This is a genomic window from Burkholderia sp. HI2714 (genome assembly GCF_002223085.1).
In the GTDB taxonomy this organism is placed as follows: domain Bacteria; phylum Pseudomonadota; class Gammaproteobacteria; order Burkholderiales; family Burkholderiaceae; genus Burkholderia; species Burkholderia lata_D.
Window position 1 is genome coordinate 106,381 of record NZ_NKFM01000032.1, and the last position, 22,865, is coordinate 129,245.

Annotated in this window: 21 protein-coding genes and 1 tRNA gene; 5 read left to right on the forward strand and 17 right to left on the reverse strand. The window is 67.3% G+C overall.

Features of this window, described 5'->3' with window-relative positions; all coding sequences use genetic code 11:
- The first annotated feature begins 7 nt into the window (after positions 1 to 7).
- Entirely contained in the window at positions 8 to 1,156 is a 1,149-nt protein-coding gene (gene rodA, locus CFB82_RS17395; RefSeq protein ID WP_039353786.1) for a rod shape-determining protein RodA, read from the forward strand.
- Between the two features lie 105 nt (positions 1,157 to 1,261).
- Here rodA and CFB82_RS17400 read toward each other — a convergent pair whose 3' ends face one another.
- From CFB82_RS17400 to def, 14 genes are all read right to left on the reverse strand, one after another.
- Complete coding sequence (locus tag CFB82_RS17400; RefSeq protein WP_069249146.1) at positions 1,262 to 2,038, reverse strand: tetratricopeptide repeat protein; 777 nt, start codon at positions 2,036 to 2,038, stop codon at positions 1,262 to 1,264.
- Complete coding sequence (locus tag CFB82_RS17405) at positions 2,035 to 2,820, reverse strand: HpcH/HpaI aldolase family protein (RefSeq protein WP_069249147.1); 786 nt, start codon at positions 2,818 to 2,820, stop codon at positions 2,035 to 2,037. The genes CFB82_RS17400 and CFB82_RS17405 overlap by 4 nt, the downstream gene beginning before the upstream one ends.
- A 309-nt stretch (positions 2,821 to 3,129) precedes the next feature.
- Positions 3,130 to 3,582 (reverse strand): 6-carboxytetrahydropterin synthase QueD, encoded by a 453-nt coding sequence (gene queD / locus CFB82_RS17410; RefSeq protein WP_011353563.1) that lies wholly within the window; start codon positions 3,580 to 3,582, stop codon positions 3,130 to 3,132.
- A gap of 18 nt (positions 3,583 to 3,600) precedes the next feature.
- The gene (gene queE, locus CFB82_RS17415) at positions 3,601 to 4,233 is read right to left on the reverse strand and encodes a 7-carboxy-7-deazaguanine synthase (protein ID WP_011353564.1); all 633 of its coding nucleotides are present in this window, start codon (positions 4,231 to 4,233) and stop codon (positions 3,601 to 3,603) included.
- A 75-nt stretch (positions 4,234 to 4,308) separates the two neighbouring features.
- Positions 4,309 to 5,043 (reverse strand): 7-cyano-7-deazaguanine synthase QueC, encoded by a 735-nt coding sequence (gene queC, locus CFB82_RS17420; RefSeq protein ID WP_011353565.1) that lies wholly within the window; start codon positions 5,041 to 5,043, stop codon positions 4,309 to 4,311.
- 348 nt (positions 5,044 to 5,391) lie between these two features.
- Positions 5,392 to 5,467, reverse strand: a tRNA-Phe gene (locus CFB82_RS17425).
- A 61-nt stretch (positions 5,468 to 5,528) separates the two neighbouring features.
- A complete protein-coding gene (gene esaR / locus CFB82_RS17430; RefSeq protein WP_021163978.1) occupies positions 5,529 to 6,230 on the reverse strand; it encodes a response regulator transcription factor EsaR in 702 nt (233 codons plus the stop codon).
- On the reverse strand, positions 6,231 to 8,645 hold the full coding sequence (gene esaS, locus CFB82_RS17435; protein WP_089446638.1) for a sensor histidine kinase EsaS: 2,415 nt from the start codon (positions 8,643 to 8,645) through the stop codon (positions 6,231 to 6,233). It lies immediately after the preceding gene.
- Complete coding sequence (locus tag CFB82_RS17440; RefSeq protein WP_039353770.1) at positions 8,635 to 9,225, reverse strand: DUF4390 domain-containing protein; 591 nt, start codon at positions 9,223 to 9,225, stop codon at positions 8,635 to 8,637. The genes esaS and CFB82_RS17440 overlap by 11 nt, the downstream gene beginning before the upstream one ends.
- Positions 9,222 to 10,613, reverse strand: coding sequence for a 16S rRNA (cytosine(967)-C(5))-methyltransferase RsmB (gene rsmB, locus CFB82_RS17445; protein ID WP_089484682.1), 1,392 nt, complete (start codon positions 10,611 to 10,613; stop codon positions 9,222 to 9,224). Before rsmB ends, CFB82_RS17440 begins: the two co-directional genes overlap by 4 nt.
- A 232-nt stretch (positions 10,614 to 10,845) precedes the next feature.
- Entirely contained in the window at positions 10,846 to 11,703 is an 858-nt protein-coding gene (gene htpX / locus CFB82_RS17450; protein WP_069249150.1) for a zinc metalloprotease HtpX, read from the reverse strand.
- Positions 11,704 to 11,803: 100 nt separating this feature from the next.
- Positions 11,804 to 12,439 (reverse strand): LysE family translocator, encoded by a 636-nt coding sequence (locus CFB82_RS17455; RefSeq protein ID WP_089484683.1) that lies wholly within the window; start codon positions 12,437 to 12,439, stop codon positions 11,804 to 11,806.
- Between the two features lie 120 nt (positions 12,440 to 12,559).
- Positions 12,560 to 13,543 carry a methionyl-tRNA formyltransferase gene (fmt, locus tag CFB82_RS17460; RefSeq protein WP_089484684.1) on the reverse strand — a complete coding sequence of 328 codons (984 nt, stop codon included), beginning with the start codon at positions 13,541 to 13,543 and terminating at the stop codon, positions 12,560 to 12,562.
- Between the two features lie 34 nt (positions 13,544 to 13,577).
- The gene (def, locus tag CFB82_RS17465) at positions 13,578 to 14,081 is read right to left on the reverse strand and encodes a peptide deformylase (protein WP_006477461.1); all 504 of its coding nucleotides are present in this window, start codon (positions 14,079 to 14,081) and stop codon (positions 13,578 to 13,580) included.
- A 185-nt stretch (positions 14,082 to 14,266) separates the two neighbouring features.
- On the opposite strand from def, the gene dprA reads away from it, so the two are divergent.
- The 3 genes from dprA to CFB82_RS17480 all read left to right on the forward strand — a co-directional run bounded on the left by dprA (position 14,267) and on the right by CFB82_RS17480 (position 18,845).
- Entirely contained in the window at positions 14,267 to 15,613 is a 1,347-nt protein-coding gene (dprA, locus tag CFB82_RS17470; RefSeq protein ID WP_089484685.1) for a DNA-processing protein DprA, read from the forward strand.
- A 36-nt stretch (positions 15,614 to 15,649) separates the two neighbouring features.
- Entirely contained in the window at positions 15,650 to 16,030 is a 381-nt protein-coding gene (locus tag CFB82_RS17475; RefSeq protein WP_039353754.1) for a thioredoxin family protein, read from the forward strand.
- A gap of 193 nt (positions 16,031 to 16,223) precedes the next feature.
- The gene (locus CFB82_RS17480) at positions 16,224 to 18,845 is read left to right on the forward strand and encodes a DNA topoisomerase III (protein WP_069249155.1); all 2,622 of its coding nucleotides are present in this window, start codon (positions 16,224 to 16,226) and stop codon (positions 18,843 to 18,845) included.
- A gap of 128 nt (positions 18,846 to 18,973) precedes the next feature.
- Here CFB82_RS17480 and CFB82_RS17485 read toward each other — a convergent pair whose 3' ends face one another.
- A complete protein-coding gene (locus CFB82_RS17485; protein ID WP_089484686.1) occupies positions 18,974 to 20,023 on the reverse strand; it encodes a LysR family transcriptional regulator in 1,050 nt (349 codons plus the stop codon).
- A gap of 426 nt (positions 20,024 to 20,449) precedes the next feature.
- Between CFB82_RS17485 and CFB82_RS17490 the strand changes: the two genes are divergently transcribed.
- The gene (locus CFB82_RS17490) at positions 20,450 to 21,463 is read left to right on the forward strand and encodes a D-2-hydroxyacid dehydrogenase family protein (protein WP_011353578.1); all 1,014 of its coding nucleotides are present in this window, start codon (positions 20,450 to 20,452) and stop codon (positions 21,461 to 21,463) included.
- 50 nt (positions 21,464 to 21,513) lie between these two features.
- Here the strand turns inward: CFB82_RS17490 and CFB82_RS17495 are convergent, their stop codons facing one another.
- Both CFB82_RS17495 and CFB82_RS17500 read right to left on the reverse strand, forming a co-directional pair.
- Positions 21,514 to 22,380, reverse strand: a complete 867-nt coding sequence (locus tag CFB82_RS17495; RefSeq protein WP_089484687.1) for a patatin-like phospholipase family protein — start codon at positions 22,378 to 22,380, stop codon at positions 21,514 to 21,516.
- 8 nt (positions 22,381 to 22,388) lie between these two features.
- The gene (locus tag CFB82_RS17500; RefSeq protein WP_059232891.1) at positions 22,389 to 22,793 is read right to left on the reverse strand and encodes a PaaI family thioesterase; all 405 of its coding nucleotides are present in this window, start codon (positions 22,791 to 22,793) and stop codon (positions 22,389 to 22,391) included.
- Between the last annotated feature and the right edge of the window lie 72 nt (positions 22,794 to 22,865).

The following is a 22,865-nucleotide window of genomic DNA, read 5'->3' on the forward strand; positions in this document are numbered from 1 at the left end:
GAAAGGCATGCAATTCGACAAGCGCGCCTGGCTCGACAAGATCAAGCAGATGTTCGCGGGCTTCGACCGCCCGCTCGCCCTCATCGTGTTTCTGCTGCTGTGCGTCGGCATCGTCACGCTGTACAGCGCGGCGATCGACATGCCGGGCCGCGTCGAGGACCAGTTGCGCAACATCCTGCTGACGTTCGTGCTGATGTGGGTGATCGCCAACATCCCGCCCACGACGCTGATGCGCTTCGCGGTCCCGCTCTACACGTTCGGGGTCGCGCTATTGGTCGCGGTCGCGCTGTTCGGGATGACCAAGAAGGGCGCGAAGCGCTGGCTGAACGTCGGCGTCGTGATCCAGCCGTCGGAAATCCTCAAGATCGCGACACCGCTGATGCTCGCGTGGTACTACCAGCGTCGTGAAGGCGGGCTGCGCTGGTACGACTTCATCGCCGCGTTCGGGATCCTGCTGGTGCCGGTCGGGCTGATCGCGAAGCAGCCCGACCTCGGCACCGGCCTGCTCGTGTTCGCGGCCGGCTTCTTCGTGATCTACCTCGCCGGCCTGTCGTTCAAGCTGATCGTGCCGGTACTCGTCGCGGGCGTGATCGCGGTCGGCTCGATCGCCGTGTTCGAAGAGCGCATCTGCCAGCCCGAAGTGCAGTGGCCGCTGATGCACGATTACCAGAAGCACCGCGTGTGCACGCTGCTCGACCCGACTTCCGACCCGCTCGGCAAGGGCTTCCACACGATCCAGGCCGTGATCGCGATCGGCTCGGGCGGCGTGCTCGGCAAGGGCTACCTGAAAGGCACGCAGGCGCACCTCGAATTCATTCCGGAGAAGCACACCGACTTCATCTTCGCGGTGTTCTCCGAGGAATGGGGGCTCGTCGGCGGGCTCGTGCTGCTGACACTGTACATGGCGCTGATCGCACGCGGGCTCTATATCGCCGCGCAGGGCGCGACACTGTTCGGCCGCCTGCTTGCGGGCTCGCTCACGCTCGCGTTCTTCGTCTATGCGTTCGTCAACATCGGGATGGTGAGCGGCGTGCTGCCGGTCGTCGGCGTGCCGCTGCCGTTCATGAGTTACGGCGGCACCGCGCTCACGACGCTCGGCATCGCGATCGGGATGATCATGAGCGTCGGGCGGCAGCGGCGGTTGATGAAGAGTTGACCGCGCGGCACGCACCGCACAAAGAAAAACGGCGCTTCGGCGCCGTTTTTTTTCGACTGCGGATGACAAGCGCGGCCACGCAGTGCCGCGCGGCGCGCGCCCCACTCACGGCGGCGGCGCGTGTGCCCCGCCCGGCTCCGCGCCGGCGCCCGATGCCGGCCCCTGCGCCTTCAGCCGAGCGCTCAGCTCCTTGAATTTCAGCCCGGCCGTCTCGTCGCCCTGCGCGGCGGCCGCCGCGTAATACGCCCGCGCGATGTTGAGGTTCTGCGCGACGCCGTCGCCACCGCGCTCGTAGAACGACGCGGTCACGTACTGCGCGGTCGGCTCGCCCGCGTCCGCGGCCTGCTTGTACCACGTGAATGCCTGCCGGTTGTCGCGCGGCGTGCCGCGCCCGTCGAGGAACTGGTTCGCGAGCGACAGCTCGGCCTGCACGTGCCCCTGCTTCGCCGCCCGCAGGAACCAGCGGTGCGCTTCGGCCGGGTCGCGCGCGACGAACTCGCCGTCGTCGAACATCCGGCCGTACACGTACTGCGCATGCGACATGTTCGCGTCGGCCGCGCGCTTCAGCCAGCGCAACCCTTCGTCGACGTTCGCGGTCACGCCTTCGCCCGTCAGCAGCATCATCGCGTAGTTGAATTGCGCGAGACGGTCGCCGCGCTCGGCCGCGTCGTGGAACTGCACCAGCGCCGCACGATAGTCGCCGGCGTTGTAGTCGGCGACCGCCGACTGCGTCTCGTGCGTCGGATCGGGCTTCGCCTGCGGCGCGCCCTGCGCGGCGGCCGCGATCCACACGACCCACAGGCCGAGCACCGCGCCGACCTGCCCGCGCCTCCCGCTCCCACCCTGCGCGCGCCCACGGCACGCGCCATCGCCACCGTTCATGACCGCACCTCCTGCAGCGCCTGCCGCGTGGCGCGCAACAACCAGCTGACGTCGGCCGACACCGTGATCATCCGGTAGCCGGCGTCGCGATACTGGCGCGCGGCCGCCGTATCGCCCGCGAAGATCCCGACCGCGACGCCGGCCTGCCGGCCGGCCGCGAGCACGCGCGCCATCGCGGTTTCGACGTCCGGGTGACGGATGTCGCCAAGGTGCCCGAGGCTCGCCGCAAGATCGGCCGGGCCGACGAACAGGCAATCGATGCCGGGCAGCGCCGCAATCCGCTCGACTTCATCGACGCCGCGCGCCGATTCGATCTGCGCGATCACTGCAACCTGCGCATTCGCCGTCTGCACGTAGTCGCGACGCATGCCGAACGCCGCCGCGCGCACCATGCCCGCGACGCCGCGCAGCCCGTCCGGCGAATCGGGCGACGGATAGCGCGTGAGCCGCACCGCGTGCGCGGCGTCGTCGAGCGTCTCGATGCAGGGAAACATCAGCGTGCGCGCGCCCGCATCGAGCGCGCGCTTCACGAGCCACGGCTCACGCGCCGGCACGCGCACGACGGGCTCGCTCGGCAGATGGGCGGCGGCGATCGCGCGCAGCTGCGATGCAACATCGCGGCTGTCGTTCGGCGCGTGCTCCATGTCGATGCAGAGCCAGTCGTAGCCGGCATGCGCGAGCGCTTCCGCGGCCGAGTCGCTGCCGAGCGACAACCACAGGCCGTACAGCGGATCGTCGCCGTCGCGCAGGCGTTGTTTGAGGGAATTGGTGAGCGTGCTCATCGATACGGGCTCCTGGACGGAACGGCAATCGAACGGGACAAGCAACGGGCAAAGCGGAGCGCGACATGCCGGGCAGCGATGCACGGCGGCGCCAGGACCGGGCCCTGGAACGTTGGTCGGCCGTGGGCGGCCGATCTGACAGCGCCGGCCGCACGACCTGCGCACGGCAGCGTTTTTCCGCGCCACGCAACGATCATAGCGCGGCGTTACGCGAAATGTGGGAACGGACGGGGAGCGAGGCGGGACGAGGCCGCGGGGTGCGGCGTCAGGCAGCCCGCGCCGGCTGGCGGGGCTGCCGGGAAGGCGGGATCAGCGGCCGGGCTGGCGCTCGACGTCGGCCCAGCAGTTCGGCGTTTCGTACAGGCGCACGCGCTCGAGCCGCAGGTTCACGCCGTAGTGCGCGTCGTACACGTTCGCGAGGATGTCGAACGCGATCGCCGCGAGGTTCTCGACGGTCGGAATCCGGTCGATCACGACCGTCTTGTGGTCGGCCATCTGCTCGAGGAACGAGCGCACGACGTCGTCGCGCGCATAGACCAGGAACGCGTGGTCCCACTTGCCGACCAGGTGCTCCATCGCGAGCGCCTTCACGTCGGCGAAATCCATCACCATGCCGCGGTCGGGCGCCCCCTCGGTATCGACGAGATCGCCGCGCAGCGTGACTTCGAGCACGTAGCGATGGCCATGCAGGTTCCGGCACTGGCTGCGGTGGTCGGGAATGCGGTGGCCCGCGTCGAATTCGAGTTTTCGGGTAATCAGCACGATGTCAAAAGCCGGGGCTCAGGGAATGTTCAGATATTTATGGGTCTGCATCGACAGCCGCCACTGCGGATGACGCTTGCACCAGTCGATCGCGAGCTTCGTATTGAGATCGCGCGACGGGCCGTCCATCGGCTGGACGAGGTAATACTCGAAGTCGAGCTTCGCGTAGTCGGCGAGCCGCTGGTTGTCCTGCGGGATCACGACCTTCAGCTCGTTGCCCTTCGTGACGACGAGCGGCGCGTCGGCCTTCGGGCTCACACAGATCCAGTCGATCGATTCGAGCACCGGCAGCGAGCCGTTGGTCTCGATCGCGATCTCGAAGCCGGCCGCGTGCAGCGCGTCGACGAGCGGCTGGTCGAGCTGCAGCATCGGCTCGCCGCCCGTGCAGACGACGAAGCGGTGCGCCTCGCCCTCCGGCCACAGGCCGGCGATCGTCGCGACGAGTGCTTCGGCATCTTTGAACTTGCCGCCGTTCTCGCCGTCGGTGCCGACGAAGTCGGTATCGCAGAAGCGGCACACGGCCTCCGCACGATCCTCTTCGCGGCCCGACCACAGGTTGCAGCCGGCGAACCGGCAGAACACGGCCGGCCGGCCCGCGTTCGCGCCCTCGCCCTGCAACGTGTAGAAAATTTCCTTGACCGCGTAAGTCATCGTCCTTCGTCCGGCTCGCGCCGCTCGCTGTCGATCAGAATCCGTTAATCACCAGGCGCTGCCGTTGCTGCTGCATCACAGCGGCGCTTCGGTCACCCGCTCGCCCTTCAGGTACGCCTCGTAGCCGCGCTTGCGCAGCTTGCAGGCCGGGCATTCGCCGCAGCCGAAGCCCCAGTCGTGCAGTTCCGCGCGCTCGCCCACGTAGCACGTGTGCGTCTCGACGCGGATCAGTTCGACGAGCGCTTCGCCACCGAGCTGTTCGGCGAGCTGCCAGGTTTGCGCCTTGTCGAGCCACATCAGCGGCGTCTCGAGCACGACGCGGGTATCCATCCCGAGGTTCAGCGCGACCTGCAGCGCCTTCATCGTGTCGTCGCGGCAGTCGGGATAGCCGGAGAAATCCGTCTCGCACATCCCGCCGACCAGCACGCGCAGCCCGCGGCGATAGGCGATCGCCGCGGCGATCGTCATGAACATCAGGTTGCGGCCCGGCACGAACGTGTTCGGCAGGCCGTTCGCCGCCGTCTCGATCTCGATCGTGCGCGTCATCGCGGTATCGCTGATCGCACCGAGCACCGACAGGTCGATCATGTGATCGTCGCCGAGCCGGTCCGACCAGGCGGGAAAGTCACGCTTCAGCGCTTCGCGCACGCCTTCGCGACATTCGAGCTCGACGCGGTGGCGCTGGCCGTAATCGAAGCCGAGCGTCTCGACCGTCTGGTAGCGTTCGAGGGCCCAAGCCACGCACGTGGCCGAGTCCTGCCCGCCGGAAAACAACACGAGCGCGCCGTCTTTAGCGTCTGTCCGAATCACCGTGATACTCCGTGAATGTGTAGGCTCGCGTCGCGCTGCGCCCCGGGGCCGGCTGCCGCCGGGCGGCCCGACGCGTGCCGGCCTGGGCCGGCTCGACCAGTATAGGCAGCGCAATCGGCCGCGAACGCGGCGGAGCGCTTATACCGCCCATCGCGCGGCATCGTTGCCGCGCGCCACGGCGGCGCCACGCTGGCAGCCTGCCGTGCGCATGAAGCGATGCGCTAAGTTATTGAGCGGACACGGATTTTACCATGCCCTCACGAACGCTGCCGGGCACGCCATGCATCACGCAAACCCCACCACAAACGAAAAACCCCAAGAATCTTCCGATTCTTGGGGTTTTAATTCTGGTGGCCTGGGTCGGAATCGAACCAACGACACGCGGATTTTCAATCCGCTGCTCTACCAACTGAGCTACCGGGCCAACGAAGAAGAGAAAGTATATCCACCCTTCGCTACTTGATCAAGTACTTTCACGAAATATTTTATACGGCACCTTCGGACGGCTTCTTGCCGAGCTCGACGCCGAGCTGCTTGAGCTTGCGATACAGGTGCGTGCGCTCGAGGCCCGTCTTCTCCGCGACGCGCGTCATGCTGCCGTTTTCGCGCGCGAGGTGATATTCGAAGTACGCGCGCTCGAACGCGTCGCGCGCTTCGCGCAACGGGATGTCGAACGGGATCGCGGCCGTCTGGCCCGCGAGGCCGAGTGCCGAGGCCATGTCGTCGCCGAGCGTCGGCAGCGCGGCCGCGGACGCAACCGCCGCGGGCCCCGCCGCCTGCCCCGCACCGGCCTTCGCCGCCGCGTTCGCGGACACCGGCGCCGCACCGCGTGCGAGACCGTGCTCGACGGACTTCAGCAGCTTCTGCAGCGCGATGGGTTTCTCGAGGAAATCGAGCGCGCCGATCTTCGTCGCCTCGACGGCCGTATCGATCGTCGCGTGCCCGGACATCATGATCACGGGCATCGTCAGCAGCCCCTGCGCCGCCCACTCCTTGAGCAACGTCACGCCGTCGGTATCGGGCATCCAGATATCGAGCAGCACGAGATCGGGCGCCTGATTCAACCGGTATTCCCGCGCGGCCTGCGCGTTCTCCGCCGCCTCGACGACGTGTCCTTCATCGCTGAGGATCTCCGAGAGCAATTCCCGGATGCCCATTTCATCATCTACCACCAGGATGGTTGCCATTTACGCTGCCTTTGTCTGCTCACTTGCTTTTGTCTTGGCGGGGGCCGCCCCGTCCTGCACGCCCGATTCGGCGCCTGGCGCATCGCTCGCCATCTGCAGGAACAGGATCGACACCTGCGCACCCTCGACGGTCTCGCCGTGCATGCGATTGCGCAGATCGATCCGCGCACCGTGCTCATCGACGATCTTCTTGACCGTGGCCAACCCCAGACCCGTGCCCTTCGCCTTCGTCGTCACATAAGGCTCGAACGCGCGGGTCAGGATGCGCGCCGGAAAACCGGGCCCGTTGTCGGACACGGTAAGACGTACCGCGACGCGCGTTTTGCCCTCGGCGTCGGGATCGCCATATTCTACTGTCTTGGTTTCGATCAACACACGCGGATGCGGCGACTCCGCGACCGAATCCTGCGCATTCTGCAGCAGGTTGTGTATCACCTGGCGCAGTTGCGTCGCGTCACCGCGTATCACCGGCAGCGACGGCGCGAGCTCGGCGACGATCGCGCTCTTGCCTTCGCCCACACCATACAGCCCGAGCACCTCGCTCGCCAGTTCGTTCAACTGCAGGTTCGAGAGCACCGCCGGCGGCGTGCGCGCGTATTCGCGAAAATCGTCGACCATCCGCTTCATCGCGGCGACCTGATTGACGATCATCGTCGCGCCGCGCTTGAGCACATCGGCATCGGGCGGTGCGAGCTTGTCGGAGAGCTTCATCTGCAGCCGCTCCGCCGACAGCTGAATCGGCGTCAGCGGATTCTTGATCTCGTGCGCGAGCCGGCGTGCGACCTCGCCCCACGCGACCGAACGCTGCGCGGAAATCACGTCGGAGATGTCGTCGAACACGACGACGTAACCGGACGTCTGCGGATCGTCGGCCTGCCCCTCGACCGTCGACACGAGGCGCGTGCCGCGCACGAGCAAGGTCAGCGGATCGGCTTCGCCCGGCACCTCGATCGCGAACTGCTGCTGCCAGTGGCCGCGATCGCCGCTGCCGCCGTCGGATGCCGCCTCGCGATCGGCGAACGCCTTGCGCACCATCGCGCCGAACCCGGCGGCCACGCCGATCCGGTCGAGCGTCGTGCCGATCAGCGTGTTGAACGGCTGCCGGAAGATCCGCTCGGCGCCGCGATTGGCCGTCGTCAGCCGGAACTGGCGGTCGAGCACGAACACGCCGGCCGTCAGGTTCGCGAGGATGCTCTCGAGATACGTCTTCGAATGCTCGAGCGCGACGCGGTTCTTCTCGACCGCGAGCCGCGCCTCGGACAACTGACGCGTCATCGCATTGAACGACTGCGTGAGGAAGCCGAGTTCGTCGCGCGTCTTGATCTCGCGCTTCGGCGTGTAGTCGCCTTCCGTGACCTCCTTCGTGCCCTGCGCGAGCAGGAACAGCGGCCGCGCGAGCTGCTGGCCGAGCGCGAGCGCGAGCATCATCGCGATGAAGGTCGCGAGGAACAGCGCAAGCGTCAGCGTGCCGATGTACATCTTGCGCAGCCCCGTGCGGCCGAGCGACTTTTCCTGGTACTCGCGATACGCGCGCTGCACGGCGTCCGCGTTGTGGGCAAGCGTCGGCGGCACCGGCTGCGTGAGCTGCAGGAAGCGTTCCGCCGGCTGCAGCAGCGACGTCGATGCATCGGGAATCGGCCGCACGACGCGCAACCGCAGCGCGCCCTTCGCGCCGTGCGCGCGCGGGTCGCCGTCGACTTCACCCTCGATCGCCGCGTACGCGCCGTGTTCGCGCGCCTGGTTCAGCATCAGCGGCGTCGGCAGGTCGTCCGGAATCAGTGCCGCGAAATTGCCCGACGCCTGCGCGACGATGTGCAGGTCGGGCGCCGCACCCGAGCCGCCGCGGCTCGGCTCGACGATCGTCGCGTCCTGCACGCCGAACTGGTCGCGCAAGCGCAGCAGCGTGAGCGTCGTGCCGTTCGTGTTCGCATCGACGCTCGCGAGCTGGTCGGACATCAGCCGCGCCTTCGTCTGCAGATCGGACAGCGAAGCATCGAGCATCCCGCGGCCGAGGTTCAGGCCGGCCGTCAGCGCCGTCTCGACGTTCACGTCGAACCACGACTCGATACTGCGCGACACGAACTGGTACGAGACGATGTAGATGATCCCGCCCGGCACCACGCCGACGAGCGCGAAGAACACCGCGAGCTTCGCGAGCAGCCGCGTGCCGAACTTGCCCTTCCTCAGGCGCACGACGATCATCCCGATCAGCCCGAGCACCACGAGCAGGAACACGAGCGCGACGACGATGTTCGTCGCGTACAGCCACGAGTAGTAGCGGTCGAAGAATTCGGTGTTCGCGCTCGCGGCCGCGAGCAGCACGAGCAGCAGCAGCGCGGTCAGCGCGACCGTCGAGACGATCACGCGGATGAGGAGGCTCTTCCCGCTGGCCGCGCGGCGCACTTTATTTAGCACGTTCGGTCACCGTGAAGTTGAAGCGCTTCCAGTCCGACCCGAGCGTCCAGTCGCGATTGTTCACGGCATCGACCTGGAACGGCTTCGGCATCAGCGCCGTATCGAGCTGCATCCGCACCGATGCCGTGTAGGTTTCGCCCGCGCGCACCTGGTTGCGGTCGATCACGTGCCACGACGTGATGTGGCGGACCACCGCGAGCGCATCCTTCAGCGACGGGAAGCCGAGCTGCAAGCCGCCCGTCGACACGCGGTACTCGCGCGTGAGCGGCTGGAACGACAGGCGGATCGTCTGCGTCACCGCCACCGGCTGCTCGTCGAACCAGTACCAGCGTGCACGGCTCAACTCGAAGTCGGTCGTGAAATAAAGCGGAATGCCCTTGTTGACGGCATCCTCGAGGTTCGGGTTCAGCTCGAAATCGAAGCGTGCGTCGAGCGCCCAGCCGCTTCCGTCAGACTGGAGCGACGCGCGCTGCACGGCGATCGACTCGGCATGCGCCGGCCGGACGACAGCCAGGCACAGCGTCAACGCGACCATCAGGACGGCCGCGAGCCGAAGTGGAAAAAGGTGTTTGATCGTCACCGTTTCTGAAACCGCGCGTAGAAAAATCCGTCGTGATCGGTGTTCTGGTCGAGTGCGCCGGCGGCCGCCCCTCCCTGCACTCCGCCCGGCAGCAGCTGGCCCGGGGCGTCCAATCGTACCGCATCTTCACAGGCCGCTTCAAACCAGCGGGCCTGCAATTCGCCTTCCTCGGGGAAGACCGAACAGGTCACGTAAAGCAGTTCGCCGCCCGGCTTCACGAGCGGCCACAACGCCGCCAGGATGCGGCGCTGCTCCGCGACGAGCGCCGGGATGTCGGCCTCGCGGCGCAGCCAGCGAATGTCGGGGTGCCGCCGCACGATGCCGGACGCCGAGCACGGCACGTCGGCAAGGATGCGGTCGAACGGGCGCCCGTCGTACCACGCGTCGGGGGCACCCGCATCGCCGACCCGCACGTCCGCTTCGAGCGACAGCCGCACGAGGTTCTCGCCGATCCGTGCCGCGCGCGCGGCGTCGCTTTCCAGCGCGACGACGTCCGCATCGGCCAGTTCGAGAATATGGCCGGTCTTGCCGCCGGGCGCCGCGCATGCGTCGAGCACGCGCATGCCGTCGCGCGCACCGAGCCATTCGGCTGCGAGCTGCGCGCCGGCGTCCTGCACCGACACGACGCCGTCGGCAAACCCCGGAATGCGATCGACCGGCAGCGCCGACGCGAGCCGCACTGCATGCCGGCCGATCGCGGTCGCTTCGATCCCGTTCTCGCGCAGCGTATCGAGATACGCGTCGACGCTCGCGCGGCGCGCGTTCACGCGCAGCGTCAGCGGCCCTTGCCGCTCGCCGGCCGCGAGGATCGCCTGCCATGCGTCGGGCCAGGCGCGCTGCACCGAATCGACCCACCACGCGCGGTAGTTCCAGCGCGCGACGACATCGTCCTGCAGCGCCGCGACGAGCGCGTCGCGCTCGCGCAGGAAACGGCGCAGCACCGCATTGACCATCCCCTTCGCGAACGCGCATTCGCGGCGTGCGCCGATCACGGTCACGGCCTGGTCGACCACCGTGAACGCCGGATACGCGGCCTCGTCCGCCGGGTCGAGCAGCAGCGCGAACGCTCCGGCGAGCACCGCGTGCACGTACGCGGGCGGCGCCTTGCTGATGAGCCGGCCGATCAGCCAGTCCGCGCTGCCGAGGCGGCGCATCGTCCGGTAGGCGACGTCCTGCGTCGCCCCGCGCGCGAGCGCCTGCGCACCGGACGGCATTTGCGCGAATACCGCCGACAACGCCGCCGGCAGCGCGGTGCCGCGCCGCACCGCATCGACCGCCTGCGCGGCCGCGTCGAGGGCGAAGCCGAGCGAATCGGGCGCGAGATGCAGCGCGGACAGGCGCGCCGGGCGGCCGGAAGAAGACGGAGCGGTAGAACGGGTTCGTGTCATCGGAGCAAATTCGGCAAACAAGCGCGGCAAACGGGCACAGCAAGCAAATGCGGCAAACGGCGGGATCGCGGCGCCCGTGGGCCCTGTCATCCCAAACCGGGCATTGTAGCGTGCGATGCTGCAGGCCCTTTGGCCCCTTTACGGCACGCGCAAATGAAACACCCCGCAGCGCGAAGCGTGCGGGGTGGTGTGGCGGCCCCCGCGCGGCAACTGCCGCACGGTGTGCCGTGGCTTAGTCGAAGCGGCCGGTACGTGCCATCTCCATCAGGCGCGCGATGCGCTCCTCGGTGGCCGGGTGCGTCGAGAACAGATTCTGCAGGCCGCCGCCGTGCAGCGGGTTCATGATCATCATCTGCGCGGTGGCCGGATGCTGCTCGGCCGCCTGGAACGGGATGCCCGCCGCATAGCGATGGATCTTGTCGAGCGCGGTCGCGAGCGCTTGCGGATCGCCGGAAATCTGCGCGCCGCCGCGGTCGGCCTCGAACTCGCGTGCCCGCGAAATCGCCATCTGGATCAACGCGCCCGCGATCGGTGCGAGCAGCGCGACCGCGATACCCGCGATCGGGTTGACCGGCCGGCCATTCTCGTCGCGCCCGCCGAAGAACATCGCGAAGTTCGCGATGGCCGAGATCGCGCCCGCCATCGTCGCGGTGATCGTCGAGATCAGGATGTCGCGGTGCTTCACGTGCGCGAGCTCGTGCGCCATCACGCCGCGCATCTCGCGCTCCGACAGCACGCGCAGGATGCCCGTCGTGGCGGCGACTGCCGCGTGCTCGGGGTTGCGGCCCGTCGCGAACGCGTTCGGCGCATCCTCGTTGATCAGGTAGACGCGCGGCATCGGCAGGTTCGCGCGCGTGGCCAGCTCGCGCACCATCCGGTAGAACTGCGGCGCCGTGTTCTCGTCGACTTCCTGCGCGTTGTACATGCGCAGCACCATCTTGTCCGAGAACCAGTAAGAGAAGAAATTCATGCCGAGCGCGAACAGCAGCGCAATCGTCATGCCCCGCGAGCCGCCGATCATCCCGCCGATCACGATGAACAGGGCCGTGATCGCGGCCATCAGCATCGCCGTTTTGACCCAATTGAACATACCCACTCCTTATCCGTCAGGGGACCCGCCGCGCATCAAAGGGCACGGCGGAAAATTGTAAGCGTTTTGTTAGATAAGGTCTTGCCGGAAAAATTCAATCTCACCGTTGCGATGTTGCAAGACGAAGCCCGAGGCCGACGAAAGCGCTGCCGACCGTGCGGTCGAGCCACTTCTTGACGCCCGGCTTGCCGGAGAAGCGCGCGGTGACACTGCCCGCGACCCACGCGACGAGGCTGGTCCACACCGTGCTCATCGCGACGAACACGCCGCCGAGGGTCAGGAACGCCAATGCCTTGTGCGGGCTGTCGGCCGACACGAACTGCGGGAAGAACGACACGAAGAACAGCACGACCTTCGGGTTCAGCACGTTGGTCCAGAAGCCCTGCATGAACAGCTGGCGCAGCGGCTTCGCGGCTTGCGTGGCCGCCGTGCCCGACGGCTCGGCCGCCTGCTTCGCGATGATCATCCGCACGCCCAGGTAGATCAGGTAGGCGGCGCCGACCAGCTTGATCACCGTGAATGCGGCAGCCGACGCCGCGAGCAGCGCGGTCAGGCCGAATGCGCAGGCGAGCGCGTGAACGCAACAGCCGGCCGAAATGCCGAGCGCCGACATCAACCCCGCGCCGCGGCCCTGCGCGACGCTGCGGCCGACGATATAGGCCGTATCGGGGCCGGGCGTGACGTTCAGCAGGAAGACTGCCAGCACGAAGAAGCCGAAATGGGTGATGCCGAACATGAAAACCTCGAAACCGGAGAGCGCAGGGAAATTCTACGCGCCCCTGCCGCGCCGCGCGACTCGGCCGTCCGGCCGATTGCGCATGCCCGGCAGGCCGTGTCGGATGGCGGTCAGGCCGCTTTAGGCAACGTCGGTCAGCGCGAAACGCTGGCCTGCGGCGAGCGGCGAGCCGGCCAGGAATTCGCGCGCGGGCAGCCGCTTGCCGCCCGGCTTCTGCAACTGCGTGACGCGCAGCGCACCGCTGCCGCATGCGACGACCACGCCTTCCGGCGCAGCTTCGACGATCGTGCCGGGCGCCGCGTCGCCGCGCACCGCCACCGGCTCGGCCGCCCACAGCTTGATTGCCGCGCCGTCGAGCGTCGCGACGCCGCCCGGGAACGGATCGAACGCGCGCACCTGGCGCGCAAGCACGTCGGCCGGCTTGCGCCAGTCGAGCGCCGCTTCGTGCTTGCCGATCTTTTCCGCATAGGTCACGCCGTCGGCCGGTTGCGGCGTCGCCGGCAGCACGCCGTCGCGCTCGAGCTTCACGAGCGTGTCGACGATCAGTCGCGCGCCTTCGGCGGCGAGCCGGTCGTGCAACGTCGCGGTCGTCTCGTCGGGCGCGATCGCGATGCGCGCTTCCTCGATCATCGCGCCGGTGTCGAGGCCGATGTCCATCTGCATCAGCGTGACGCCCGTCTCGGCGTCGCCGGCCTCGATCGCGCGGTGGATCGGCGCGGCGCCGCGCCAGCGCGGCAGCAGCGACGCGTGAATGTTGATGCAGCCGTCGCGCGGAATGTCGAGCACTTCCTGCGGCAGCAGCAGGCCGTATGCGGCGACCACCATCACGTCGTGCGGCGTCGAGCGCAGCAGCTCGATCGCATCGGCCGCCTCGGCCGGGTACTTGCCCGCGCGGCGCAGCGACGGCGGTTGCGCGACAGGCATCCCGTGCTCGACCGCGTAGCGCTTCACCGCGCTCGCCTGCAGTTTCATCCCGCGCCCGGCAGGGCGATCGGGCTGGGTGAGCACGAGCGGCACCGGAAAACCGGCCTCGTGGATCGCGGCGAGGGCAGCCGCGGCGAATTCCGGCGTGCCGGCAAAAACTACGCGCAACGTATGGGTCATGACAGCGTTCGGGGTCGGGCTGGGCGAACGCGCGTTACATCGCGCGTTCGAGTTTCTTCATCTTCGTCTTGATGCGCGTCTGCTTGAGCGGCGACAGGTATTCGACGAACACGCGCCCCATCAGGTGATCCATCTCGTGCTGGACGCACACGGCCAGCAGGCCCTCGCAGTCGAGCTCGAACGTCTCGCCCTGCTCGTTGAGCGCACGCACGCGCACATGATCGGGACGCTCGACTTCGTCGTAGATGCCGGGCACCGACAGGCAGCCCTCTTCATAGATCTGCTTTGCATCGCTCGACCACACGATCTCGGGGTTGATGAACGCGCGCAGCTCGTTCTTCTCCTCGGAGACGTCGATCACGATCACGCGCTCGTGCACGTCGACCTGCGTGGCGGCAAGGCCGATGCCCGGCGCCGCATACATGGTCTCGGCCATGTCGGCGACGAGCTTGCGGATCCGGTCGTCGACCTTGTCGACGGGCTTCGCGACCTTGTGCAGCCGCTTGTCGGGGTAATGAAGAATATTGAGTAAAGCCATGGCGTTCGGTATTCGGTGGAGCGGCGTGCCGCATCGGCCATCCGGCCGGCTGGCGCTGCCGCCGGGATGCAATGAAGATGAGGCGGACGCGCGGCGAATCAATGCCGCGGATCACGCCTCCTGCAATTGGCCGGGCGCCTGCGCGCGCGGCCCTGTCGAGTATTTCGGATGATGAAAATTTTATCATGGCGCCACGCGGTCCGCTGGCCACCGCATTCGAGGGGTGCCTCATGTCGCCGCAAGCGCTGACCACCTCTGCGGTGCGCGCGTGGCTACAGCTCGCGCATGCGCCCAGCCTCACCCCCGCCGTGTTGCAGGCACTGCTCGATGCGTTCGGCTCGCCGGACGCGCTGCTGCGTGCGCCCGACCACGCCATCGCCGCCGTAACCAGCGCCGCCGCCGCCCTGGCCGTGCGCGCAAGCGCGCGCGGCGATCTCGACGCGCGCACCGACGCCGCGCTCGCGTGGCTCGATGCGCCGGGCAACGCACTCGTCACGCTGAACGATCCGGCCTACCCGCCACGGCTGCGCGACCTGCACGATCCGCCGCTGCTGCTATATGTAAAGGGCCGGCTCGACCTGCTGCACGCGCGCAGTCTCGCCGTGGTCGGCAGCCGTCACGCCACGCCGCAGGGGCTCGCCGACGCAACGCGCTTCGCACGCGAACTGTCCGATGCCGGACTGCCGATCGTGTCGGGCCTCGCGCTCGGGATCGACGCCGCCGCACATCGTGGCGGGCTCGACGGCCGGTCGGGCACGGTCGCGGTGATCGCGACCGGCGCCGATCTCGTCTATCCGGCGCGGCACCGCGCACTCGCCCACGAGATCGCCGCGCACGGCGCGATCGTGTCGGAATGGCCGCTCGGCACGCCGGCCCGCGCCGCCCACTTCCCGCAGCGCAACCGGCTGATCGCCGCGCTCGCGGTCGGCGCGCTCGTCGTCGAGGCCGCGCCGCGCTCCGGCTCGCTGATCACCGCGCGGCTCGCGAACGAACTGGGGCGCGATGTGTTCGCGATGCCGGGCTCGATCCATGCGCCGCTCGCACAGGGCTGCCACGCATTGATCCGCGACGGCGCGAAGCTGACGGCGGCGCCGCTCGATGTACTCGAGGAATACGGGCTGGGCGAATCGAAAGCCGGCGTGGCAGGCGGTGCGGCGTGTTCCGGGCATCCGTGCGCGGACACCGGCGACCTCCGCGAAACCGAAGCCGCCGTTCAGCGTGCCGCTACCGGTGTTATCCAAACCGGCGACGCCGTTCCGGCCACCGCGCCCGCCCGAGACGAAGCACCGTCGCCGGCGCCACCGCTGCCCGCCACCCCATCCGAACAGGCCGTGCTTGCCGCATTGGGATACGGCCCCGTCACCTACGAATGGCTCGCCGAGCACAGCGGCCTGCCTGACGACGTGCTGCACCGCGCGCTGCTTGCGCTGGAACTGGCCGGCCGCGTCGCCAGCGTCCCCGGCGGACGCTTCGCACGGCTTGACGCAGCACGCACCCCGCCCGTGCACGGCGTGCTACATTCCCCCGCATAGGGGCGGCCTGGCCGCCGACGATATCCAAGGAAACCCATGCCCGCGCTGAATCTCGACACCGATGCGGATCGGATCGCCGAGCGCCTCGCCGATCCCGGCACGTTGCTCGTCGCCTGCCTGTGCGCCGAGTGGTGCGGCACGTGCCGCGATTACCGGACGGCCTTCGACCAGCTCGCCGACGCGCATCCGGACGCCTGCTTCGCCTGGATCGACATCGAAACGCATGCCGACCAGCTCGACGATCTCGACGTCGAGAACTTCCCGACGATCCTGATCGAAGATACCCACACCGCCCGCTTCTTCGGCACGGTGCTGCCGCATGCGGCGATCGTCGAGCGGATGCTGTCCGACCTGAGCGCGGTACCCGGTGCGCCGCACGCACCGAAATTGCGCAACATCCTGGCCGTCGAAGCCTGAATTCGCGAGCCGGCCCGGTGGTTTCGCGCACATTTGCGCGCCCCGCCGCGCCGGGCGCTTGCCGCCGTTGCAGCCCCCCTCTATGATGAGCCGCTTTTTGCACGCCGAGCCGCCATCGCTGCGGCGTGTGCTATAAAGCGGTCGTAAAAGGGACCCACAACCGGCGAACCCGGTCTACCAACACACACCTGTCATGTCCAAAGCACTGATCATTGCGGAAAAGCCTTCTGTCGCGAACGACATCGCACGCGCTTTGGGCGGCTTTACCAAGCATGACGAGTATTACGAAAGCGACGATTTCGTCCTTTCGTCCGCTGTCGGCCACCTGCTGGAAATCGCCGCCCCGGAAGAGTACGAGGTCAAGCGTGGGAAATGGAGCTTCGCGCATCTGCCCGTTATCCCCCCGCATTTCGACCTGAACCCGATCGCAAAAAGCGAGTCGCGCCTCAAGGTGCTCACCAAGCTGTTGAAGCGCAAGGACGTCGACCGCCTGATCAACGCATGTGACGCGGGGCGCGAGGGCGAGCTCATTTTCCGCCTGATCGCGCAGCACGCGAAAGCGAAGCAGCCGGTCCAGCGCCTGTGGCTGCAGTCGATGACCCCGCAGGCGATCCGCGACGGCTTCGCGAACCTGCGCAGCGACGCGGACATGCTGCCGCTCGCCGACGCCGCACGCTGCCGCTCGGAAGCCGACTGGCTCGTCGGGATCAACGGCACCCGCGCGATGACCGCGTTCAACAGCAAGGGCGGCGGCTTCTTCCTGACGACAGTTGGCCGCGTTCAGACGCCAACATTGTCGATCGTCGTCGAACGCGAAGAGAAAATCCGCCGCTTCATCCCGCGCGACTACTGGGAAGTGAAGGCCGAATTCGCGTGCGCGGGGGGCTTCTACGAAGGCAAGTGGTACGACCCTAAATTCAAGCGCGACGAATTCGATCCGGAAAAGCGCGACTCCCGCCTGTGGAGCCTGCCGGCTGCCGAAACGATCGTCGCCGCGTGTCGCGACCAGATCGGCACGGTCTCCGAGGAATCGAAGCCGTCGACGCAGCTGTCGCCGCTGCTGTTCGACCTGACGAGCCTGCAGCGTGAAGCGAACAGCCGCTTCGGCTTCTCGGCGAAGAACACGCTCGGCCTCGCGCAGGCACTGTATGAAAAGCACAAGGTGCTGACCTACCCGCGTACCGACGCGCGCGCACTGCCGGAAGACTATCTGTCGACGGTCGAGTCCACGCTCGAGATGCTCAAGGAGAGCAACAACTACCTGCCGCATGCGAAGCAGGTGCTCGACAAGGGCTGGGTGAAGCCGAACAAGCGGATCTTCGACAACTCGAAGATCAGCGACCACTTTGCAATCATCCCGACGCTGCAGGCGCCGAAGTCGCTGTCCGAGCCGGAGCAGAAGCTGTACGACATGGTCGTGAAGCGCTTCCTCGCCGTGTTCTTCCCGGCCGCCGAATTCCGCGTCACGACGCGGATCACCGAAGTCGCCGGCCATCACTTCAAGACTGAAGGCAAGGTGCTCGTCGAGCCGGGCTGGCTCCAGGTGTACGGCCGCGACGCCGAAGGCGCGGATGCGAACCTCGTGCCGGTGCAGAAGGACGAGAAGGTGAAGACGGACGAAATCGCCGCCGTCGCGCTCGTCACGAAGCCGCCCGCACGCTACTCGGAAGCGACGCTGCTGTCCGCGATGGAAGGCGCGGGCAAGCTCGTCGAGGACGACGAACTGCGCGAGGCGATGGCCGCGAAGGGCCTCGGCACGCCGGCCACGCGCGCGGCGATCATCGAAGGGCTGCTCGGCGAGAAGTACCTCGTGCGCGAAGGCCGCGAACTGATCCCGACCGCGAAGGCATTCCAGCTGATGACGCTGCTGCGCGGGCTTGGTGTGAAGGAACTCACCGCGCCCGAGCTCACCGGCGAATGGGAATACAAGCTGTCGCAGATGGAGCGCGGCAACCTCGGGCGCGAAGCGTTCATGCAGGAAATCGCCCGCATGACGCAGCAGATCGTGAAGCGTGCGAAGGAATACGATTCCGACACGATCCCCGGCGATTACGCGACGCTCGAGACGCCGTGCCCGAACTGCGGCGGCCAGGTGAAGGAAAACTACCGCCGCTTCGCGTGCACGAAGTGCGAGTTCTCGATCTCGAAGATCCCGGGCAGCCGGCAGTTCGAGATCGCGGAAGTCGAGGAGCTGCTGCGCGAGAAGACGATCGGCCCGCTGTCCGGCTTCCGCAGCAAGATGGGCCGCCCGTTCTCGGCGATCCTCAAGCTGTCCTTCGACGACGAGACGAAGAACTACAAGCTGGAGTTCGACTTCGGCCAGGACACGGGCGGCGAGGAAGGCGAAGCACCCGACTTCTCCGCGCAGGAGCCGGTCGGTGCGTGCCCGAAGTGCAAGGGCCGCGTGTTCGAGCACGGGATGAGCTACGTGTGCGAGCACTCGGTGGCCAACCCGAAGACCTGCGACTTCCGCTCGGGCAAGGTGATCCTGCAGCAGGAAATCACGCGCGAGCAGATGGGCAAGCTGCTTGCCGACGGCCGCACGGATCTGCTGCCGAACTTCAAGTCGTCGCGCACGGGCCGCAACTTCAAGGCCTTCCTCGTGAAGCAGCCTGACGGCAAGATCGGCTTCGAGTTCGAGAAGAAGGAGCCGAAGGCCGCTGCCGCGAAGAAGACGGCAAAATCAGCGACGAAGGATGCCGAAACCGTGACGGAAGGCGCCGAAGAGAAACCGGCACCGGCTCGCAAGACCGCCGCCAAGACCGCGACCAAGACGGCCGCTCGCAAAACGACGGCACGCAAGACCGGCTCGTAATGACCTGGCCGCCGGGGCTTCCCCCGGCGCATCCGGCTCCGGCAGGCAGCCATAAAAAAACGCGGATCGATTGCTCGATCCGCGTTTTTCTTTATGCCGGCGGCAACCGCCGCCCGGCCGTCGCGCCGTTACAGCGGCGACGGTGCCGCGACGCGCGTGCGCGGCGAACGCGGCAGGCGAGGCGACAGGTTCGGGTCGGCCGACTCCGGCTGCTCGGCACGCGTCTCGACACCGATCGGCGCGAGCGCCGGACTCTGCGCGGCCCATTGCTCGCCCATCGTCGCGTCGGTCGAGTGGCTGAAATGCTCGACGAGGTGGTCGATGAACGTGCGCACCTTCGCGGGCAGATGGCGCCGGCTCGGGTAAGCGATGTTGATCTCGACCTGCGGCAGCCGGAAATCCGGCAGCAGCCGCACGAGCGCGCTGCGCGCGATGTCGCCGCCGATCAGGTAGCTCGGCAGGATCGCGACCCCCATCCCGAGCAGCGCGAACTGGCGCAGCATCGCGGTGTTGTTCGCGACGATCACGTTGGTCGGGCGCACGCGCACTTCGCCGTCCGGCCCCGTGAACACACGCTCGTCACCCCAGTATTCGGTCGGCAGGCTCAAGCTCGGGTGCTCGGCGAGATGCTCCGGATGGGTCGGTACGCCGTGCTTCTCCAGATAGCTCGGCGTCGCGCACACGGTCATGCAACCGGTGGTCAGCCGCCGCGTGACGATGCTCGCGCTGCGCATCTGGCGCGTGACGACGATGCCGACGTCGAAGCCTTCCTCGACGAGATCGACCTGCCGGTCGACCAGCGTGAGATCCGGCACCACTTTCGGGAAATTCTCCGTGTACGACTGCAACACGGGCGCGAGGTTGTGCAGGCCGAACACGACCGGCGCAACGATGCGCAACGTTCCGACCGGCTCGTGATTGCGCGCAACGACCATCTGCTCGACGTCCTCCAGCTCATCGAGGATCTGGCGAGCCCGCTCCAGATAGACCTGGCCCGACTCCGTCAGGGAAAGGCTGCGCGTGGTGCGGTTCAGCAAACGCGTGCCGAGCCGGCCTTCCAGATCGGCGACGTGACGCGTCGCGACCGCGTTGGAGATATCCATTGCACTCGCGGCCCGCGCAAAACTGCCGAGATCTGCAACCTTGACGAACACGCGCATCGACTGCAAATGATCCATAAACGACTCCTGCCGCTGTTACAACTTCAAAAAGATGAAGCAAATGCGTAATTCTCCTACGACAGCGGAAATGATGCAGAGTTGCTCAACAAGGCCGTGGTTGACGATAAAAATAGTCAAAAATCCTCGGCTTCTGCGGATAGTTGATCCAATTATTCTGATTGGAGCAACAATTGGGTGAACCTCGTCGAGTAAGTGGCCGAATCAGGAAGGACGTATTTGATGCGACACAACAGCGCACCCTTCCGCCCGCCGCGCAAGCGGCTCCGGGTCAGGCTGCCGCCAATTGCGGCGGAGCGTAACAACCTGTTAAAAAGACACCATGGAGGCGGCCGACGTAGCATCATGTCGGCCCCGGCCGGGCGGGACGGGTGCGCGATGTGCGCCGCCGCCACCGCCGCTTTCAACGCGCGACACCCGCTCACCATGAAAATTGCCATCCTCGACGACTACCAGGACGCCGTCCGCAAGCTGAACTGCTTCGAGATGCTTGCCGACCACGACGTGAAGGTCTTCAACAATACGGTGCGCGGACTGGGACAACTCGCCAGCCGTCTGGCGGAAGTCGAGGCACTCGTGCTGATTCGCGAACGGACCCCGATTTCGTCGCAACTGCTCGCCAAGCTGCCGAACCTGCGCATGATCAGCCAGACCGGCCGCATTTCGAGCCACATCGATCTCGAAGCCTGTACCGACCGCGGCATCGCGGTGCTCGAAGGCACGGGCTCGCCGATCGCCCCCGCCGAACTGACCTGGGCGCTCGTGATGGCCGCCCAGCGCCGCATTCCGCAATACGTCGCGAACCTGAAGCAGGGCGCCTGGCAACAGTCGGGCCTGAAGACGTCGGCCATGCCGCCGAACTTCGGCCTCGGCCAGGTGCTGCGCGGCCAGACGCTCGGCATCTGGGGCTACGGCAAGATCGGCCGGCTCGTCGCCGGCTACGGCAAGGCGTTCGGGATGAACGTGCTGATCTGGGGCCGCGAGCATTCGCTCGAGGCCGCGCGCGCCGACGGCTATACGGCCGCCGAAAGCCGCGAAGCGCTGTTCGAGCAGAGCGACGTGCTGTCGCTGCACCTGCGCATGCATGACGACACGCGCGGGATCGTGAAGCAGGAAGACCTGATGCGGATGAAGCCGACGTCGCTGCTCGTCAACACGAGCCGCGCCGAACTGCTCGAGGAAAATGCACTGGTCAACGCGCTGTCGCACAACCGCCCGGGGATGGTCGCGATTGACGTGTTCGAAAGCGAGCCGATCCTGCAGGGCTACAGCCTGCTGCGGATGGAAAACGTGATCTGCACGCCGCACATCGGCTACGTCGAGCGCGAAAGCTACGAGCTCTACTTCAGCGCGGCATTCCGGAACATCCTGGCGTTCGACCAGGGCGACATGTCGAGCGTCGTCAACCCGGAAGCACTGACGCCGCGCCGCGTGCGCTGAGCGCCGCGGGCCGCGCCTGCCGCGCGGCCCCGCTTTCCTGCTTCCCGTCTTCAGGCGGCCACGCGGCCGCCCGTCATCGCGCCGACGCGCGTGAGGAAATGCTCGCCGTCGCGCCGCCCGAGGTCGTACGCATGCCGCATCTGCGACGGGCTCGTGTAATCCCAACTCGAAATCGGCACCTTGCTCGACGGCTGGACGTACAGCCGCCGCTGCTCGCCGTGCGCAACCGTGAACATCTGCGGACGCGGGTACAGCCGCGTGACCAGCACCAGCACGTCGCCCGGCGTCGGGTCGAGCGCGTCGACCGGCACGTTGTCGACCATCCCGCCGTCGAGCACGGGCCAGCCGCCGCGGCGCAGCACCGGCGTGAACGGCGGCGTGCAGGACGACTGCAGGATCAGGTCGGCGAGATCGTCGACGCGCGTGCAGGCCTGCGCGCGCACGAATTCCGGCCGAAAGCCGAGCGTGCGCCCGAGCGTCGGGTGCAGCGTCTTGCGCACGTACTTCTCGATGTTGTACGCGACGAGGCCGGCGGCCACCGCGCTGCGCGCGCCGAGCCAGCGCGGCACGTGCGACACGCCGATGCGGATCTCCGGCGCCGCGGCCAGCTTCGCGAACGGCTCGCCATAGATGTCGAGCAGCGCCTGACGGTAAATCCGGTAATGCGGAAACACGGGCTCGCGTCCGAACAAGTTGCCCCAGTACGCGTTCTTCCGGTTGTGGCGCAGCGCCTCTTCGTAATAGCGCATCACCCAGGCGGCGTCGCGCGTATACAGCATGCACGCGGTCGCCGCGCCGGCCGAAATGCCGGTGATCACGCGCGGGCGCAGGCCGAGCGCCGGCTGGGCGACGTCCCAGAAGCCGGCCTGCCACCAGCAGCGATTGCCGCCGCCCGCAAAGACGATCTGGTCGAACATCGCGCCGCTCAGCTGACGAGCGCGTAGGTCGACGTCGCGTGAACGGCCATCTTGCCGTCCTCGTCGAACAGCTCGACTTCGCCGAATACGAGGTTGCGACCCATCCGCAGCACGCGTGCGGTGACGAGCACGTCGCCCTTGCGCACGGGCCGCATGAAGTTCGTGTTCAGCGATACGGTGGTCATCGGCCGGAACTCGCCGAGCGCGACCGAGATCGCGACCACCATCGCGGTGTCGGCGGCCGCCGTGAACACCTGGCCGCAGATGATGCCGCCCGAATGGCGGAATTCGCCGGAAAACGGCAGGCGCAGCGTGACGCTGTCGTCGCCGATCGACACGGGGACCAGACCGAGCGAGCGGACCCAGGGGGCCAGCAGGCGATCCAGCAATTCGCGGACTGCGTTTTCGTCCATCTTCGAAAGCCCAGAAAGTGTTGCGCGACCGCCGCGCAACACGTGTGGCGTCATCATACCGGGAGCGCGGAA

What these genes read in the sequence shown, in the direction of transcription:
- rodA (WP_039353786.1), top strand. Translation starts at nt 8, where the DNA reads ATGCAATTCGACAAGCGCGCCTGGCTCGACAAGATCAAGCAGATGTTC.
- CFB82_RS17400 (WP_069249146.1), bottom strand. Translation starts at nt 2,038, where the DNA reads ATGAACGGTGGCGATGGCGCGTGCCGTGGGCGCGCGCAGGGTGGGAGC.
- CFB82_RS17405 (WP_069249147.1), bottom strand. Translation starts at nt 2,820, where the DNA reads ATGAGCACGCTCACCAATTCCCTCAAACAACGCCTGCGCGACGGCGAC.
- queE (WP_011353564.1), bottom strand. Translation starts at nt 4,233, where the DNA reads ATGACTTACGCGGTCAAGGAAATTTTCTACACGTTGCAGGGCGAGGGC.
- esaR (WP_021163978.1), bottom strand. Translation starts at nt 6,230, where the DNA reads ATGGCAACCATCCTGGTGGTAGATGATGAAATGGGCATCCGGGAATTG.
- rsmB (WP_089484682.1), bottom strand. Translation starts at nt 10,613, where the DNA reads ATGACACGAACCCGTTCTACCGCTCCGTCTTCTTCCGGCCGCCCGGCG.
- htpX (WP_069249150.1), bottom strand. Translation starts at nt 11,703, where the DNA reads ATGTTCAATTGGGTCAAAACGGCGATGCTGATGGCCGCGATCACGGCC.
- CFB82_RS17455 (WP_089484683.1), bottom strand. Translation starts at nt 12,439, where the DNA reads ATGTTCGGCATCACCCATTTCGGCTTCTTCGTGCTGGCAGTCTTCCTG.
- fmt (WP_089484684.1), bottom strand. Translation starts at nt 13,543, where the DNA reads ATGACCCATACGTTGCGCGTAGTTTTTGCCGGCACGCCGGAATTCGCC.
- def (WP_006477461.1), bottom strand. Translation starts at nt 14,081, where the DNA reads ATGGCTTTACTCAATATTCTTCATTACCCCGACAAGCGGCTGCACAAG.
- dprA (WP_089484685.1), top strand. Translation starts at nt 14,267, where the DNA reads ATGGCGCCACGCGGTCCGCTGGCCACCGCATTCGAGGGGTGCCTCATG.
- CFB82_RS17475 (WP_039353754.1), top strand. Translation starts at nt 15,650, where the DNA reads ATGCCCGCGCTGAATCTCGACACCGATGCGGATCGGATCGCCGAGCGC.
- CFB82_RS17480 (WP_069249155.1), top strand. Translation starts at nt 16,224, where the DNA reads ATGTCCAAAGCACTGATCATTGCGGAAAAGCCTTCTGTCGCGAACGAC.
- CFB82_RS17485 (WP_089484686.1), bottom strand. Translation starts at nt 20,023, where the DNA reads ATGGATCATTTGCAGTCGATGCGCGTGTTCGTCAAGGTTGCAGATCTC.
- CFB82_RS17490 (WP_011353578.1), top strand. Translation starts at nt 20,450, where the DNA reads ATGAAAATTGCCATCCTCGACGACTACCAGGACGCCGTCCGCAAGCTG.
- CFB82_RS17495 (WP_089484687.1), bottom strand. Translation starts at nt 22,380, where the DNA reads ATGTTCGACCAGATCGTCTTTGCGGGCGGCGGCAATCGCTGCTGGTGG.
- CFB82_RS17500 (WP_059232891.1), bottom strand. Translation starts at nt 22,793, where the DNA reads ATGGACGAAAACGCAGTCCGCGAATTGCTGGATCGCCTGCTGGCCCCC.